At 55.3% G+C, this 17,060-nt stretch carries 11 protein-coding genes; 6 read left to right on the top strand and 5 right to left on the bottom strand.

Annotated features, from left to right (window positions below; all coding sequences use genetic code 11):
* The first annotated feature begins 88 nt into the window (after window positions 1–88).
* Together AC1AY0_RS02255 and AC1AY0_RS02250 are read left to right on the top strand one after the other, a co-directional pair.
* The gene (locus AC1AY0_RS02255) at window positions 89–1,891 is read left to right on the top strand and encodes a proline--tRNA ligase (protein ID WP_476525690.1); all 1,803 of its coding nucleotides are present in this window, start codon (window positions 89–91) and stop codon (window positions 1,889–1,891) included.
* Between the two features lie 257 nt (window positions 1,892–2,148).
* Window positions 2,149–2,664, top strand: a complete 516-nt coding sequence (locus AC1AY0_RS02250; protein WP_476524553.1) for a single-stranded DNA-binding protein — start codon at window positions 2,149–2,151, stop codon at window positions 2,662–2,664.
* A 95-nt stretch (window positions 2,665–2,759) separates the two neighbouring features.
* Here the strand turns inward: AC1AY0_RS02250 and AC1AY0_RS02245 are convergent, their stop codons facing one another.
* Window positions 2,760–4,937, bottom strand: coding sequence for a M13 family metallopeptidase (locus AC1AY0_RS02245; protein WP_476524555.1), 2,178 nt, complete (start codon window positions 4,935–4,937; stop codon window positions 2,760–2,762).
* Between the two features lie 173 nt (window positions 4,938–5,110).
* Between AC1AY0_RS02245 and AC1AY0_RS02240 the strand changes: the two genes are divergently transcribed.
* The 3 genes from AC1AY0_RS02240 (at window position 5,111) to AC1AY0_RS02230 (ending at window position 8,411) form a co-directional block, all read left to right on the top strand.
* The gene (locus AC1AY0_RS02240) at window positions 5,111–6,022 is read left to right on the top strand and encodes an HdeD family acid-resistance protein (protein WP_476524557.1); all 912 of its coding nucleotides are present in this window, start codon (window positions 5,111–5,113) and stop codon (window positions 6,020–6,022) included.
* Between the two features lie 24 nt (window positions 6,023–6,046).
* Entirely contained in the window at window positions 6,047–6,829 is a 783-nt protein-coding gene (gene map, locus AC1AY0_RS02235; protein WP_476524559.1) for a type I methionyl aminopeptidase, read from the top strand.
* Window positions 6,830–7,118: 289 nt separating this feature from the next.
* Window positions 7,119–8,411: a citrate synthase gene (locus AC1AY0_RS02230; protein WP_476524561.1), complete on the top strand. Its 1,293-nt coding sequence runs from the start codon at window positions 7,119–7,121 to the stop codon at window positions 8,409–8,411.
* Between the two features lie 512 nt (window positions 8,412–8,923).
* On the opposite strand, the gene dapD is transcribed toward AC1AY0_RS02230, so the two are convergent.
* Window positions 8,924–9,943, bottom strand: coding sequence for a 2,3,4,5-tetrahydropyridine-2,6-dicarboxylate N-succinyltransferase (gene dapD / locus AC1AY0_RS02225; protein ID WP_476524563.1), 1,020 nt, complete (start codon window positions 9,941–9,943; stop codon window positions 8,924–8,926).
* Window positions 9,944–10,035: 92 nt separating this feature from the next.
* On the bottom strand, window positions 10,036–11,196 hold the full coding sequence (locus AC1AY0_RS02220; RefSeq protein ID WP_476524565.1) for a helix-turn-helix transcriptional regulator: 1,161 nt from the start codon (window positions 11,194–11,196) through the stop codon (window positions 10,036–10,038).
* Window positions 11,197–11,286: 90 nt separating this feature from the next.
* On the opposite strand from AC1AY0_RS02220, the gene AC1AY0_RS02215 reads away from it, so the two are divergent.
* On the top strand, window positions 11,287–15,411 hold the full coding sequence (locus tag AC1AY0_RS02215; protein ID WP_476525688.1) for a DEAD/DEAH box helicase: 4,125 nt from the start codon (window positions 11,287–11,289) through the stop codon (window positions 15,409–15,411).
* 4 nt (window positions 15,412–15,415) lie between these two features.
* Here AC1AY0_RS02215 and AC1AY0_RS02210 read toward each other — a convergent pair whose 3' ends face one another.
* Both AC1AY0_RS02210 and AC1AY0_RS02205 read right to left on the bottom strand, forming a co-directional pair.
* Window positions 15,416–15,895, bottom strand: coding sequence for an N-acetyltransferase family protein (locus tag AC1AY0_RS02210; RefSeq protein ID WP_476524568.1), 480 nt, complete (start codon window positions 15,893–15,895; stop codon window positions 15,416–15,418).
* A gap of 64 nt (window positions 15,896–15,959) precedes the next feature.
* Window positions 15,960–17,015 (bottom strand): Gfo/Idh/MocA family protein, encoded by a 1,056-nt coding sequence (locus AC1AY0_RS02205; protein ID WP_476524570.1) that lies wholly within the window; start codon window positions 17,013–17,015, stop codon window positions 15,960–15,962.
* Window positions 17,016–17,060 lie beyond the last annotated feature (45 nt).

Genomic DNA, 17,060 nt, shown 5'->3' with positions numbered 1-17,060 from the left:
ATCCGTGATTCCTGTACGTTGGTACAGCGCGGAAGGTTAGCAGCCGACATATGCAGGCTTGTCGGTTCGACTGAATATCTTTAAACCTATGACTTCCAATACTCTTCGTATGTCTACTTTGTTCCTGCGCACTTTGCGCGAAGACCCGGCAGACGCGGACGTTGATTCCGCCAAGCTCCTGCAGCGTGCTGGTTATATTCGTAAGGCTGCTCCTGGCATTTGGACTTGGCTGCCGCTCGGCTTGCGCGTCCTGAACAAGATTGAGGCCATCATCCGTGAGGAGATGAATGGTATCGGCGCTCAGGAAGTGCATTTCCCGGCTCTGCTGCCGCGTGAACCGTATGAGGCCACCCACCGCTGGGAGGAATACGGTGACAATATCTTCCGTTTGAAGGATCGTCACCAGGCTGATTACCTGCTGGCCCCTACTCATGAGGAAATGTTTACCCTGCTGGTCAAGGACATGTACTCGTCTTATAAGGACCTGCCGCTGACTCTGTACCAGATTCAGACCAAGTACCGCGATGAATTCCGCCCGCGTGCAGGCCTGATTCGCGGCCGTGAGTTCGTGATGAAGGACGCCTACTCCTTCAGCATCGATGAAGAGGGCCTGAAGAAGGCTTACTACGACGAGCGTGGCGCTTACGAGCGTGTCTTCCAGCGTCTTGACCTGAGGTATGTGCCGGTGTTCGCCATGTCCGGCCCGATGGGCGGTTCCGCATCCGAAGAGTTCCTGGCTCCGATGCCGATTGGTGAGGATACCTTTGCACTTGCCCCTTCCGGCAAGGCTTGGAATGTTGAGGCGCTGCACACTCCGGAACTGCCGGAGATTGACGCTTCCAACACTCCGGCTGCCACCAAGGAAAGCACGCCGGATGCCAAGACCATCGACAAGATGATTGAACGCGCCAACGCCGATCATCCGCGTACCGATGGTCGCGAATGGGCTGCTTCCGACATTCTGAAGAACGTGGCCATCACCATCAAGCATGCTGAGGACGAGGATCACGACAAGCCGTGGCGCGAAGTCGTGGTGGTCGGTGTGCCCGGCGACCGCACGGTTGATATGAAGCGTCTTGAGGCTCAGTTCGCTCCGGCTGAAATCGAAGAAGCCAATGAGGATGACCTGAAAGCTCATCCGGAACTGGTGCTTGGTTACATCGGACCTATGGTGCTTGGCCCTCAGGCTGAAGCTGCCGGTGTTAAGAACCCGTGCCGTTACTTCGTGGACGCTCACGTGGTCAAGGGTTCCGCATGGTACACCGGTGCTGATGAGCATGAAGTGGACTACTACAACCTGGTCTATGGCCGTGATTTCAAGGCTGACGGCGTGGTTGAGGCCGTTGAGGTTCGCCACGGCGATATGAGCCCGGATGGTTCCGGTCCGTTGAGCTTCGAACGCGGCGTGGAAATCGGTCAGGTGTTCCAGCTTGGTTTGAAGTACTCCAAGGCCTTGGACTTGAAGGTTCTGGACCAGAACGGCAAGGCTGTGCCGGTGTGGATGGGCTGCTACGGCATTGGTGTGTCCCGCGTGCTGGCCTGCATCGCCGAAACGCATCATGACGAGGCTGGCCTGGCCTGGCCGTCAGTGATTGCTCCGGCTCAGGTGCACGTGGTAGCCACCGGTAAGGATGCTCAGGCATTCGAAGGCGCCGAAAAGCTGGTCGAAGAACTTGAGGCTAACGGCGTTGAAGTGATTTACGACGATCGCAAGAAGGTCTCTCCGGGCGTGAAGTTCAAGGATGCCGAGCTGATCGGTGTGCCGACTATCGCCGTGGTGGGCCGTGACTTCGTCAACGACGGCACGATCGAGATTCGCGACCGCAATGGCGAAAACAAGGTCGCCGTTCCGGCTGACGAGGCTGTGAAGACGCTGCTCGAGCGTCTGTAATACGGCTATGTGCTCCCCTCAAGGAGGGGTTGAAAAGCGTCACTTTGCAGTAATGCAAGGTGACGCTTTCGTTATTGTGGATAACTAAAAGTTATCCACAGGGCTTCAAACCCCGTCATAGTATCCACATTTGCCAGTTGCCCTTGTGCTGTTGAATCAACATGCCTCACAGTGGAGGTACCGCCGAATTCGTTGATCGATGACGATAGCGAATCATCTGGCGGTCCAAGGCGTAATAATCAACGAAAGGACCAATCATGGCAATACAACAGGCAACAGTTACGATAACCGGTTTTGTGGCAACCGATCCCGTGCTGACGGAAACACCGAATTTTTCCGTATTGAACTTCCGCATCGGATCGAGCAGAACACGTCTTGACATGACTACAGGAGAGTGGAAGGACTTCGGTTCATGCTGGATTTCTGTTAAAGCCTTCCGAGCATTGGCAATAAACACCCACAAATCCATTCGCAAGGGGGATAAGCTCATTGTTCTTGGAACGCTGACCACCGAACAATGGAAAACGGAGCAAGGTGAGACGCGCAGTCGTACGGTGCTGGAAGCCAGCAACATCGGCCACGATTTCAACTATGCAACGACCACGTTGACGAAGGTGCCTCGTACCAATCAGGAGAATAAAACCGAAAACTCCGTAGTTCAGGGCGTTACGCTCTCGGCTCGACCGGAGGAAGAGCTGAATCAGTCGAATCAGCCGAATCAGCGGCAAGACGCGCCAGTTGACGATGAGTTTGGAGACAATCCTGGGATGTAGTGAGAAACATGATGGTGTGGTGTAAATCTGGGAGCTGATTTACACCACACCATCAATTCATTTAGTGCGCTGGCCGCCGTGAATGTTTGGCGGGCTTACCAGATGCGCACGCGCTTGTCTGGTGCGAGCCACATGGCGTCGCCTTCATGCACGCCGAACGCATCGTAGAACAGGTCCACATTGCTGGCGATGCCATTGGTGCGGAACTCCGCAGGGGAGTGCGGGTCGATTTGCAGGTACTGCTCGGCCAGCTCATCGCGGTTCTTGGTACGCCAGATGGAGGCATAGCTCAGGAAGAAGCGCTGCAAACCAGTGAAGCCGTCGATTTCCGGAGCTGTATCAAGTAATGCCTTGATGGCCTCAGGAGATCCGTCTTCATCACCGCTGCTGGTAATGGTGCCTTCTTCCTTGCCAAGAGCAAACGCATATGCCTTGAGCGCGATATTCACACCGCCCAAGTCGCCAATGTTTTCGCCGATGGTCAGTGCGCCATTGACATGCGGAGCCTTATCCGGTTCGTCAGCATACTTTTCAGCCAGCTGCTGCGGTACGAAGGCGTTGTACTGTTCGATAAGCGCCTTAGTGCGTTCCTCGAAGTTCTTTCGATCTTCGTCGGTCCACCAGTTGTTGAGCTTGCCGTCGCCGTCATACTGTGAGCCTTGATCGTCGAAGCCGTGGCCGATTTCGTGGCCGATAACAGCGCCGATACCGCCATAGTTAGCGGCGTCATCGGCTTCTGGATCAAAGAACGGAGGCTGCAGAATAGCGGCCGGGAACACGATGACGTTCATGCTCGGCTCATAGTAGGCGTTCACAGTCTGCGGGTTCATCAGCCACTCGTCCTTATCAGCGGGCTTGCCCACCTTGGCCAGCTGATAACCGGTCTCATACAAGGCTGCGGCCTTCATGTTCTCGGCAAGCACCGTGTCCGCATGCATATCCAATGCCGCATAATCACGCCAGTGGTTGGTGTATCCGATCTTCGGCGTGAACTTGGAAAGCTTTTCCAATGCCTTGGCCTTGGTGGCCTCGCCCAGCCAATCGGAGTTCGTGATCGATACGCGGTATGCGTCGATGAGGTTGGCCACCAGTTGCTCCATACGCTTCTTGGAACTTTCCGGGAAGTGGCGGCGCACATATTCGCGGCCAACGTCTTCGCCGCAGATGCTGTTAACCAGGCTGACGCCGCGCTTCCAACGGTCGCGCTGCTTCTTAGCGCCGGAAAGCACCTTGCCGAAGAAGTCAAAGTTCGTGGAATCGAACACGTGCGAAAGCATGCTTGCAGAACCCACAATCACATGCACGCGAGCCCAGAGCTTAAGCTCAGCCAAATCAGCCTCGGTCCAGAAGGCATCAAGGCCAGTCAGGAAGCTTGGTTCATGCACAATCGTGCGAGCGAACACTGACTTGAAATCAATCGGCTGAGCCTTGGCTGCGGTGGTTGCGTCATACGCGGACTGCCATGCGTCAATCCACGATGCCAGATCGAAGCTCTTCAGTGTTGCGGCCAGATCGGCATAGTCAGTGGGGTTGTAAGTCTTTACGGAATCGCGGGTTGCCACATTATCCCAGTGATGAGAGGCAATCTTGGTCTCCACTGCAAGGAAGTGACGGGCCATGGCCAGTGCGGCTTCGCTCGGAACCACTGCTAGGGCTTCTCCGTCAGATTCCTCAGATTGCGGTAGTTCATCGCCACCATTAGATTCGGCGGCAGGAGCATAACCGGCGTTGACCAACTGAGCGGCCACCATGGCTACATAGGCTTCACGAACAGGAGCATAATGATCCTCGCGGTAGTACGCTTCATCAGGCAGCAGGATGCCGCCCTGTTCGATATGCGCGATATTCAGGTCAGGATTACCTGGATCGCCATACACGGCCAAACCGAACAGGTCAGGGCCGCCAGCGGGATTGATGGTGCCGAGCACACGGGTCAGTGCAGCCTTGTCAATGGCGGAATCGATGAGGTCAAGCTCATCACGAATCGGATCAAGGCCGGCTGCCTCGATGGCTTCAGTGTTAAGGAAAGAACGATACAGGGCCTGAGATTTCACGGCGGAAGAATCATTGTCTTCCAAAATGTCGCGTACCTGATTTTCGGCATCTTCGGCGAGCTTATCGAACGAGCCGTAACGAGAACGGTCGTCAGGCAGCCGATACGTGTCAATCCATGGCCCGTTAACATAGCGGAACAAATCATTGACCGGTTTGATGGTGGATGAGAAGGATGACGGGTCGATGCCCGACTTCGTTGTTGCGGTTTCGTTAGTCATGTTCCCAAGCCTAAACCATGATGGGGGAGAAGCGGGCGAAGAATATTGGGCTGTGGGCTTATTCTGCAGTGCTGAATTCAATAATTAGACACTCTGCCTAATGATGTCGATGGTGCGAATTAGGCAGTTTGTCTAAAATCGGTGACTGGAACATGAATTGGAAGGAGCTTGCAATGAGCGACCCGAACATCAACAACCAGAATCCATATGGCTCGCAGCAGCCGGGCCAGCCGCAATATGGCGCCTGTGACACTAATCATGGCGGTCAGTACCCACCGCAAGACAATGCGTCCCAGTCCCAGTCTCAGCCGGGCCAAGGTGCGCAAAATCCGTATTACGGCCCCTATGCCACCAATCCTAATGGTCAGCCGTACGGTCAGTATGCACCGTACGGTCAGCAGCCGTACGGTGGCTATGGCCAGTCCGGACCATCTTCGCCCAATGGCGGAGGCAATGATGGCGGCCAAGACTTCAATCCGTTTGCCGGCCAGCCAAACTGGTACGCCGGCAATTTCAATCCATTCCGCTTGATTGAGGAATGGTTGCCACAGCGCGCCAAGACCACCATTCGCGTGATTTACGGTGTAGTGGGTATTGCCGCTATTGCGCTGGGCGTCGCGCTGCTGCTGGTGCCGAACAAGACGCTGGCATTGGCGGCGTTGCTGCTGGGTGTGTACTTCGTCATCTCCGGCGTAGTGCGCATCGTGAGCTCCCTGGTAACACCAGGATTGCCGGGCGGCTGGCGTGTGCTTGATGTGCTGGTGGGCATATTGCTTACCTTCGGCGGCATGGTAGTAGTGCGCAATTATGGCCTTACCGGCCAGACTTTGGCGCTGCTCATCACACTGATGGTAGGCTTCGGCTGGATTGTGGAAGGTGTGATGGCGCTGGTGGAATCCTGGCGCATCCCGCGTTCCGGCTGGGCCATCGCGTATGCGATTATCTCCATCATTGCTGGTTTCGTGGTGCTGATGAGTCCTTTGGACTCCACGGTGTTCATGATCGTCTTCGGCGGTTGCGCCATGGTGGTCATGGGAATTACAGCCGTTGTGCGTGCATTCACTTTCGGCAAACCGCGCAAGTAGGGCGGGCTGAGTAGGCTGGCAGGCATGATCGAACTGAAAACCCCTCGTGAAATCGAGGAAATGAAGCCTGCCGGCCGTTTTGTCGGCGGCATTTTGAAGGAACTGCAGGAAACCACCAAGGTGGGCACCAACCTGCTGGAAATCGACGAATTCGTTCACAAGAAGATCGTGGACCGTAAGGGTGCGGAATCCTGCTACGTGGATTACGCTCCGGATTTCGGCACCGGCCCGTTCGCGCATTACATCTGCACCTCCGTCAACGATGCTGTACTGCACGGCATTCCGTATGACTACAACCTGAAGGACGGCGATCTGGTTTCTCTAGATCTCGCCATCTCCGTAGACGGTTGGGTCGCTGATTCCGCTATCAGCTTCGTGGTGGGCAAGGATCCTGATCCTGAAGATCTGCGACTCATCAAGTGCACCGAAGAGGCGCTCGCCGCCGCCATCGACGTGGCCAAGCCGGGCAACCGTCTGGGAGATATCTCCTCCACCATCGGTGATGTAGCCCGCACCTACGGCTACCCGATCAACCTCGAATTCGGCGGTCACGGCGTGGGCCACATCATGCACGGCGACCCGCACGTGCCGAACGACGGCAAGGCTCACCACGGCTACAAGCTGCGCGAAGGCTTGGTCATCGCCATCGAACCGTGGTTCCTGAAGACCACCGACGAGATCTACCAGGATCCGAAGGATGGCTGGACGCTGCGTTCCGAGGATGGCTCTCGTGGTGCTCACTCCGAGCACACCATCGCCATCACTGAAAACGGCCCGATCATCTTCACCGATCGCACCAACCTGTGATTTAGCAGATTAGTGTTGAGGGGAGTTCTGTATCAAACAGAACTCCCCTCAGTCGTATGTAATGCTTATTCTCGGATTCTTAGGCTCCCCTTGACAGGGGAGCTGTCGGCGGAGCCGACTGAGGGGTAGCAGTGTAGCGGTTGCAAACCGCGTGAAAAATCTATCGGCCTATGAAGGCCGATTCCATATGCAGCTATTTTTGAGACGCTGACTTGCGTAGAAACACTTGTGCCATATAGTAAGCCATACTTTTGAGCCGAATGGCCCCAGTTATGAGGGAGCGACAAGTATGGCAACAGCCCAACTGAATGTGGACGAGAGCAAGTACACCCTGCCCGTGGTGAAAGCAACTGCGGGTGCGGATGGCATCGTGGTCTCCAAGCTGCGCAATGACGGTTGGGTGACACTTGACCCCGGATTCTTGACCACTGCTCAGTGCGAATCGAAAATCACCTATATTGATGGCAAACATTCGATTCTGCGCTACCGCGGCTACCCAATCGAGCAGCTGTGTGACCAATCTGATTTTCTGGAAGTAGCATGGCTGTTGCGCCACGGTGAGCTGCCGAACAAGGAGCAGTACGAGAGGTTCGTTTCGGACATCAACCATCGCACGATGGTGGGCGAGGACTTCCGTACCTTCATGGGCTCCTTCCCGCGCACCGCGCATCCGATGAGCGTGCTTGCCTCCGCCATCAATGCGCTTGCCACGTTCTACCCGGATACCACGGATATCTCCGACTCTGACCAGTTGGACGAGGCCGCGGTCATCATCATGGCTAAAGTGCGTACGATTGTGTCGTATATTTTCCGTCGTCGCCGTGATGAGCCGATGCTGTACCCGGATTATGCGCGCGGTTACGTCGATGATTTCCTGCGCATGTGCTTTGCCGTACCGTACGAGCCGTTTGAATCCGATCCGCTGTATGTGCACGCGTTGGGCCGTTTGCTGATTATTCATGCCGACCATGAGCAGAACTGCTCCACTTCCGTGGTGCGTATCGCTGGTTCCGCTCACGCCAATCTATATTCCGCAGTGGCCGCCGGCGTCAACGCACTGTCGGGCCCATTGCACGGTGGCGCGAATGAGGCTGTGCTCCGCCAGTTGAAGGCAATTCGCGATTCCGGCAAGACCGTGGCCGAGTTTGTGGAAGAAGCCAAGAAGAACGGTCAAAAGATTTCCGGTCTTGGCCACCGCGTCTACAAGTCCTATGATCCTCGTGCAGCCATCGCGAAGAAGTATCTCGAGAAGATTATGGAACGTGAGGATACGTCCAAGCTGCCAGCTGATGAGCGTGCATTGTTCGATGTGGCCGTGGAGCTGGAACGCATTGCTTTGAGCGATGAATACTTCGTCTCCCGCAATCTGTACCCGAACGTGGACTTCTATACCGGCTTGATTTACCGTGCCATCGGATTCGACCCGGCTATGTTCACAACACTGTTCGCGTTGGGTCGTATTCCGGGCTGGATTGCACAATACCGCGAGATGCTTGCCGATCCGAACACGAAGATTGGCCGTCCTCGCCAGGTCTACACCGGCCCAGTGGAACGCGATTACGTGCCACTCGAGGAGCGATAAGTCGCCTCACCGGTTGTGAATCCAATAAGCGATCGGCTTTTGCTCGATATGTGGTACTAAGCGTATGAAATATCGGTTCACCCGAGGTTTCGCCCCACTGAGCATAGTCTCAGCAAGGCAAAATCTCGGGTTAATTGTTGTTATGCCCTGCTGACGAGCATGAGCGGGCCGATTCATTGACTTACTTGAGGCTTTGCCTCACTGAGAACCTCTCAGCGGGGCAAAACCTCGAGCTATATGAATAAACGCCTCGCTGAGAGATTCAGCGAGGCGTTTAATCAACAGGTGGAGCGCGCGCTGCTGCATGCGCGTGGAATTGGAATAATGTGTGCGGTAGCGAGGCACACCGAGGGAAGGCGTACGAAGGTACGTCGACCGAGGAGCAACGAAGCTAACGCTCCATTATTCCAATTTCAGTTCTTATGCCGAGCCGTATAGAGGACAGCCCAGTGGGCTGTCCTCAGGCGAGGGGGAGCAGCTATGCTGCGACGGCTGCATAAGAACTGACTTCGTTAGTTCTTATGCAGCTTTTCGTTGAGCTCAATTCCCACCTTGCGGTAGCGGGCTTCAATACGGCCATTTACCGAGTTGCGGATGAAGAGGATATTGTCCTTGCCGGAGAGGTCGGCACCCTTGACCACGTCGAGCGGTTCGCCGGCTGCGGCCTTGGCCTTGTCCCAGATGGTTACCTTGGTGCCAGCGGTCACGTACAGACCGGCTTCAACGACGCAGTTGTCGCCCAGGGAAATACCAATACCGGCGTTGGCGCCGAGCAGGGAATGCTCGCCGATGGAATTGCGCAGCTTGCCGCCGCCAGACAGGGTGCCCATGATGGATGCGCCGCCGCCGATATCGGAGCCGTTACCCACCACAACACCTTGGGAAACGCGGCCTTCAACCATGGAAACACCGAGGGTGCCGGCGTTGAAGTTCACGAAACCGGCGTGCATCACGGTGGTGCCTGCGGAGAGGTATGCACCCAAACGCACACGGTCGGCGTCGCCGATACGAACGCCAGTAGGAACCACGTAATCAATCATGCGCGGGAACTTGTCGACACCGAACACGTTAACGGTTGCGGCAGGGGCAGCGGCCGGAAGACCTGCCTGAGTGGCGAATGCCAGAGCAGCGTCGGTGGCCACGCGTTCCACATCGGCCTTGCGCAGAGTGAAGTCTTCCACGGCGAACGGGCCATAGTTGGTCCACACCACATTGTTGAGTTGCGCGAAAATGCCGTCTAGGTTCAGCGTGTTCGGCTTGGCCATGCGCATACTGAGCAGGTGCAGCTTCAGATAGGCGTCGGCTGCGGAGCTGATCGGCTCATCCAACTGGCTGACAGCGAACACGGGAATGCGGCGAATGCCGCGGGCATCAGCTTCCTCGTGTGCCAGAGTGCCGAAGTTATGGTTTGGCCGGTCGGCTTCTGCCGATGCCTCGCCGAGGGTGAGTTCCGGATACCAAACATCCAGGGTGTTGCCGGCAGCATCTACGCTGGCCAGACCCCAGCCCCATGCTGTGCGCTGTTCGCTCATGTATTGCTCCTTTGTGTATTGCGCGTATGTGAAACGAATCACTGTTGCCCAGCTTAATGGGTGGTGCAGCACCGGCATAAGCGGTGTTCAGGTTATGGCGCGGGTTTGTAGATGGTGGCCATGTGCATGCCCGCCTCGTACAGGCGATTTCGCAACGATTCAGGTTCGACAATCACTACGCGTCCGTCCCAGGAATATTGCAGCGCCCACCAGAATACGGCTCGCTCTGGGGCGTCTACAATAACCTCGAATTGTTCGCCATCGCGCGAATGCTTAATATGCGGAGTATCGAACCATTCAAACACATTGTTTAGCATGGATTTATCTCGTATGGCCATGCGAATGCGTACCGGATCGTCGGCCACAGGGTAGGGCCGGTGCCGCATGAATTCCACGGCGTCGAAATCATCTGGGGCTGGTTGCTCAAGAGGAATTGGGCCATGCGCCCCTTGCATACTGACTTCCGCAATGCGATTGACCACAAAAATACGTAAGCCTTGTTCTCCGTGCAGATGGCAGATGAGGTAATATCGGCCGTTCTTATACACCATTTGATACGGATCAACGGTGTACATGCCGTCGCGGCCACTCGCATGGCCAGCATAGTCAGCATGACTGGCATAGCCAGCATGAGCAGCCTTGCCAGTAAGACCCGAATGACTGGTATGCGGCACCATAGTGCCATCCGGGCCATAGTCGCAGTATTGGAAGGTGACTGCATACCCATCTTCAATGGCTTGGTTGAGCTGATCGATGGTTGACAGGAATTCGTTATTGATATGTGTATATGTGGTCACATGTTCCAAATAATCAATAGAGTCTCCAGCAGCTCCGGCAAGTTCGCGGATTTTGCCCACCAATTCGTCTAACGTCTCGCTGTTGATGCGCGACAGTGTGAGGCTGTCGGCAAGTAACCGCATTTCTGCAGGCGAAAGAAACGCGTCCAGATACCAGCCGGGTTGCGGGTCTTTGCATTCAATGTTTTCAGCATCGTTTTCAGTCAGATAGCCAACATGGCGTCCGAGAAAATCACTGTTGGCAAGTTTCTTCAGCTGATTGCGCACAGTTTTTGGCGTGGGCAGTTCGCTAGGATCATCGATATGATGCAGCTTCGCTAACTCATCAAGAATCTGACGCACACTAAGCCCATGGCCAAAATAACTGTGCTTCCACAACACTTCGAAGATTTCCAATGCGCTATTGCCCGCATAGGTTTTGCGCTTGGTTGAATCATTCGCATGTTCCGCATTCATACTGCCAAGGCTACCGCGGTTTCGTCTAGGATAGGAATGTTGGGCTTCTGATTGAGTTTGGATAAGACTGAGGGGAGAGGAGATGCGCCTGTGGTGAGCGGCTATGGTGTGTTCGGGCATGTCTCCGATGCCTTTGATGATGCTAACGATGATTATGCATACGGCGATGCGCTAGGCGATGACTTGGGCGACGAGTTCGATGAATCTGCACGTCGTTGGATTCAACGCCGGCGCAATTCGCGAGGCAAGAATGATTCGGATGCTGATATCGACTCTGCCGATGCGACTGACTCTGCTGATACTGCTGTGTTCGGCAGTAATAGCCAACTGACTGCAGAGGATTATCCGGTTCCGTATGCTCACGGATCTGGCAAATCCGTATGGTTTGATGATGATTCCGCTGAATCGATGATGCAGATTCCAACGCGTGCGCCGGTGCAGCATCAGATTCCTGTGGATGCGCTGCGCAAGGATGTGCTGGCCTCCACATCGCGAGCGGTGATTATGAGAGCTCGCACGATTGCCAATAATGCCGGCATCATGATGATTGGGCCTACGTATAGCAGTAACGAACGTATTGGTTATGCTCAGCTCAATGCCACGTTGCGAGGCTCGACCAGTCCATCGAGCCGGTACCGCACGGAGCTGATGTTTTCGTTGGACACTGGTGAAGTGAACGGCGGCTCCTGCACCTGCCCCGCATATGACCGTGGATACGGTATCTGCAAGCATATGGTGGCAGTCGCGCTGGCTTTTTGCGACGATCCGCAACGCTTCGACGGCTACCATGCGGGAGCAATACGCCCATCGCGAGCGGTAATCACATACATGGAACGTTTGGATAAGCGCCAAACGCAGGCCAAGGAACGCCGGCGCACGGCTGTGCTGCAGCGCTTTGGTGATACTCAATCCGCAAAACGAGGTTCTGCCGGTCGTGCTGGGCGCAGTCGGCAAGGCTATCAGGGGCCTCAACAAACCGTATTGCCGGGGCAAGTGCAATTGACCCCTATCCTGAGCTTCATCGAAGGCATCTGGAGCGTGGAATTCAAGATCGGCTCTCCGGCCAACGGTTCAAGCTATGTGATGAAAGCAATTCCTCAGTTCGTGCTGGCCATGGAACATGGAGAGCATGTGGAATACGGCAAAAAGCTTGCTTTCACGCATACTCCGGAAATGCTGGATGCGGATTCCGAACCGTTGCTGGGATTCCTGCAAACCGCGCTCGCCGTGCGCCATGCAGCGGAACAACAGGATCGTTATTACGGGCATATCGCCATTGATCGGCGGTTGACGCTTTCCGAGCAGGAGGTTGCAGCGCTGCTCACCTTGTGCGAGGGCAAGGGTGTGCACCTTGTGCTGGATACATGGTTTTCCAGCCAACCGGCTGCAGTGCCAGTAGATGGCGGCGACCCGGAATTATCGATGACCCTTACGCGCCGGGACTATCGTGTATACGGCGACGATGCTGGCTACCTGCTACAAGGTATGCCTAGTGTGGAAACCGTCATCAATGCAGGCAATCAATCGTGGTTATTGCTGGCGGCGCAACAGCCGGCAGCTGCTGTATCTCATATGATGGTGCAATCGCAGCGCAAAAGTGCGGCAGGATGCCGGTTTGTGCGCTGCCCTCAATCATTGCTGCCGATTCGCGGACTTATTGGCGAACTGTTCGCACCAGACAGTGAAGGTCAGGTTATTGCTGGCGATGATATGGCACTGTTCGCTCGAACGTTGCTGCCGCAATTGGTTGAAGCGGGATTGTTGGATGAGCAGGAGATTCCTCGCGAACTGGTTGAACTGAGCCCTGCGGAATGTCAGAGTGAGTTTTATCTGGACCGCACCGAGCATGGTGTGGAATGCGAAGTCAAAGCCCGATACGGCAATGTGATTGTGCCGCTGCTGCCGTCTGGTGCAGCAGTTTCGGCAGATGGCTCGGCCCGCTCAGCAGGTGCTGTTGGCCGTGATTATGATGCCGAGCATTTGGCTATGGATGTGGTGCGAGAGTTCTTCGATATGCCGGAGGCCGCAATCCGTGCTGCTGCCGGTGCGAACGCTGGTGCCAAAGGATTTACCACTAAAACTGCGCGCATTTCCGCTCAACGCCGGGCTGCTAAATTGCGGGCTGCACAATCGGGTGCCGCAACCATCGACCGAGACAATACCGAGCAAATCGTGCGCCTGTTCGATGACGGCTTGCAAGCCTTGCATGAGGTAGGCAGTGTGTTCACTACGCCGGCGTTCGACCGGCTGGTGGCACCTAGAGCGCCACGCGTGACCGTGGGATTGTCCATCAAAGGCAATCTGGTGGAAATCTCGCCGATTGCAGACGAAGTGCCGCCGAATGAAGTCGGTGCGTTATTAGCGTCGTATCGCAGGCGTCAAAAGTTCCATCAGCTGAAGGACGGTACTCTGGTTCGGCTTGATGGCGCTGACTTAAGCACATTGGACAAACTCGCCACGGACTTGGATCTCAGTGAGAAGCAGCTTGATGCGGGGCCGATTGAACTACCCGGCAATCAGGCATTCCTGCTGGATGGTGAGCTGCCGGATGATGGTTCGGATGTGGTCAAAGACGCGTCCTTTACTCAATACATTGATGATTTGGCGGTGATTGATCCAGCATCTTACGAAGTGCCGGACAGTTTGAAATCCGTGCTGCGCCCATATCAGGCGGATGGTTTCCGTTGGCTGAATACGTTATGCGATAAGGGATTTGGCGGTATTCTGGCCGATGAAATGGGCCTGGGTAAATCAGTGCAGCTGATTGCATTGATTCTTTCGCGATATCAGCAGGCTAAGGCGTCAGGTAAGGCAGAGCCATTGCAGCCATCGCTGATTGTATGCCCGGCATCGCTGGTCTATAACTGGGCGGCTGAGTTCGCTAAATTCGCGCCGAGTTTTAACGCAGTAGTAGTGGCTGGTTCAAAAACGGAACGTCGCAACGCGATCGCCCGCGCATTCCATGCCGATGAGCCAACCGTGCTGATCACTTCATATGATCTCCTGCGCCGCGATGTGGAGGAATACACGGCTGATGATGCCGGCAGTGTGACTGCCGATGATGAGTCGGATGGTGTGCGCCGGTGCGCGATTATGGCCTTGGATGAAGCCCAGTACATTAAGAATCACACTACGAAAATCGCGAAAGCCGTCAAATCTGTGGCCGCAGACCATCGATTTGCGCTTACCGGTACTCCGATTGAGAACCGACTGTCGGAGCTGTGGAGCATTTTCGACTTCCTGATGCCCGGATTGCTGGGCTCGTATAAGCGATTCCGTGAACGGTACGAATTGCCGATTTCCAACGCTCGCGCGGCAGACAGTACTACTGCCGAAGGGCGAGCGGCAGCCGAAGTCAACCCGGAATCCGCGCGCGTGGCACATAAGTTGCAGGCTTTGGTAGGCGTATTTATCAAACGTCGACTGAAGCGTCAGGTGCTTACCGATCTGCCGGACAAGTTGGAAACCACGCTGACTGTGCAGCTGGAAGGTGAGCAGCGCAAACTGTATGCCGCGCATGAGCAGCGCTTGCGTATGCAACTGGAACATAGTGAGGAAGTGGACTTCAACACGTCGAAGATTCGTATCTTGGCTGAACTGACCAGATTGCGTCAGATTTGCTGCGATCCGCGACTGGTGTACGCCGATGCCAAGGACCAGTCTGCCAAGCTTGCTGCTATCGCGGAATTGGTGGAAACCTGCGTGAACGAGGGCAAGAAGGCTCTGATTTTCTCGCAGTTCACGAGTTTCTTGGAACTGATTGCCGCACGTTTCGACAGTCAGGGGTTGCGGTATTACACCATCACCGGTTCCACGCCGAAGAAACACCGTTTGGAACTGGTGGATCGCTTCAATGCGGACGATACTCCGGCGTTCCTGATTTCCTTGAAGGCCGGTAACACCGGTCTGAACCTGACCGGAGCCAGTGTGGTGATTCATGCCGATCCGTGGTGGAATGCGGCTGCGCAGGATCAGGCCACCGATCGTGCGCATCGTATCGGGCAGACCGAAGACGTGAACGTGTATCAGGTGGTGGCCAAGGACACCATCGAAGAACGTATTGTGGAGCTGCAACATACGAAAAGCGAACTGGCACGGCAATTCACCGACGCATCACTGGCCTCCGAAGAGGCTGCAACCGGCTCGTTCACCGCAGCCAGCACGCCATCCATCGCCTCTCTCACCCGCGACGATTTGCTCGATTTGTTGGGCTGAAGCCTTACAGAATCTGCTCCATGCCGATTTTGTAAGGCGTTAATCCCATGCGCTCATAGAACGCCTGAGCACTGGGATTGCAGGACCACACGTTCAGCGTCACGTTATAGCAGCCGGATTCGCGCGCAAAATCAAGCACATAATGGTACAAAGCAGAACCCACATGTTCACCGCGAGCCTGCTCATCCACGCACAAATCATCGATATACAACGTTGTGATATCCGTGAGCACATGATTATCCGGATGATGCTGGAAAACGCAGAACGCGTATCCGAGCACAAGCCCATCGGCATTCTCTGCCACGAATACTGGAGTGGTATCGTCGCGGAGAATGCCGGCAAGCTCGCTATCCGTGTATTTCTTGGCCCCGCCTTTGAACAGATCGGGCCGCCCCTGATGATGCACCTGCGCCACTTGGAACAGCAAATCGTTGATGCGAGGCATATCGGCCGCCGTGGCCCTGCGAATCGTAAGATCAGTCATGGTTCGCAAGTCTAGTCACAGTGCGGTCACGGTATGGCACGCAGTGCGATTGCTGTGCCCACGCTTACGCTTCAAACGGGAACTTCAAACCCCATTCGTCACGAATCTGGTCCATAAGCTCCATAATGCGAATCGTATCCGCATGCGGCATAGCCTCACACTCAATCTTGCCATCAAGCAGAGCGTTTGCGGCGTCCGCTACCTCATACTCATAACCGGTCAACTGTGGCGGCACCGCAACACTGCGCACAGGCTTATGGTCATTGTCATAAATATCAATGGCTTCAGGATTGTTGATATTGGTCACCACCAAGTAGCCTTCAGTGCCCCATACATATCCGCCGCGATCAGAAGTAACCATCATCGAACTGGTGGCCACGCCCATCGTGCCGTCGTTGTAATACAACGTAGTGGAATTCTGAGCATCCACGCCGGTTTCATACGGCACCATCGACGTGCTGATGCGTGCAACGTTGCGGCCATGATCGGCACCAATAGCCATATCCAAGAAGTTCAGTGGATAAACGCCAACATCCAGTAATGCGCCGCCGGCACACTCCGGATCGGTCATACGCGGCACTCGCCACACCGGGTAGCACAGGTTGGCGCTCGCCGACTGTACTTCACCAATCTCACCGGATTCGATGATTTCGTTAATCAGCGCACGGCTTGGCATATAGCGCGTCCAAATGGCCTCAGTGCACAGCATGCCGGTTTCCTTGGCCACATCAAGGGTTTCACGAGCCTGCTCAGTATTCGCAGTGAAGGACTTTTCCACCAACACATTCTTGCCGGCGCGCATGCAAGCAATCGATTGCTCGGCATGCAGGCTATGCGGCGTGGCGATATACACCAAATCCACATTCGGGTCTTCCATCAGCTCCTCATAGGAGCCGTATGCCTTATCCAAATGCCATTGATCAGCGAACGCTTGAGCGCGGTCCGCACTACGCGCCGCCACCGCATACGGGTGAATCAGATGCGCGTACTGAGAATTCGCGGCCATCTGTGTCAACGTATCGGCCATGGTATGGGCGATATTGCCAGCGCCAAGAATCGCGACATTGACCTTGTCTCCACTGGCCTCGAATTCGGCTCGCTTACCATTAAGTCTGCTCATTATTCCTCCTCGAATTGGGATGTTCCCCAAGAAAATTATAGAAGA

Source organism: Bifidobacterium sp. LH_416, assembly GCF_056357055.1.
The sequence above is the reverse complement of the archived record's forward strand: the minus strand, read 5'-3'. Positions and strand labels throughout refer to the sequence as shown.

Bases quoted from the DNA above. Each gene is read 5' to 3' on its own strand.
- AC1AY0_RS02255 (WP_476525690.1), top strand. From the start codon at position 89: ATGACTTCCAATACTCTTCGTATGTCTACTTTGTTCCTGCGCACTTTG.
- AC1AY0_RS02250 (WP_476524553.1), top strand. From the start codon at position 2,149: ATGGCAATACAACAGGCAACAGTTACGATAACCGGTTTTGTGGCAACC.
- AC1AY0_RS02245 (WP_476524555.1), bottom strand. From the start codon at position 4,937: ATGACTAACGAAACCGCAACAACGAAGTCGGGCATCGACCCGTCATCC.
- AC1AY0_RS02240 (WP_476524557.1), top strand. From the start codon at position 5,111: ATGAGCGACCCGAACATCAACAACCAGAATCCATATGGCTCGCAGCAG.
- map (WP_476524559.1), top strand. From the start codon at position 6,047: ATGATCGAACTGAAAACCCCTCGTGAAATCGAGGAAATGAAGCCTGCC.
- AC1AY0_RS02230 (WP_476524561.1), top strand. From the start codon at position 7,119: ATGGCAACAGCCCAACTGAATGTGGACGAGAGCAAGTACACCCTGCCC.
- dapD (WP_476524563.1), bottom strand. From the start codon at position 9,943: ATGAGCGAACAGCGCACAGCATGGGGCTGGGGTCTGGCCAGCGTAGAT.
- AC1AY0_RS02220 (WP_476524565.1), bottom strand. From the start codon at position 11,196: ATGAATGCGGAACATGCGAATGATTCAACCAAGCGCAAAACCTATGCG.
- AC1AY0_RS02210 (WP_476524568.1), bottom strand. From the start codon at position 15,895: ATGACTGATCTTACGATTCGCAGGGCCACGGCGGCCGATATGCCTCGC.
- AC1AY0_RS02205 (WP_476524570.1), bottom strand. From the start codon at position 17,015: ATGAGCAGACTTAATGGTAAGCGAGCCGAATTCGAGGCCAGTGGAGAC.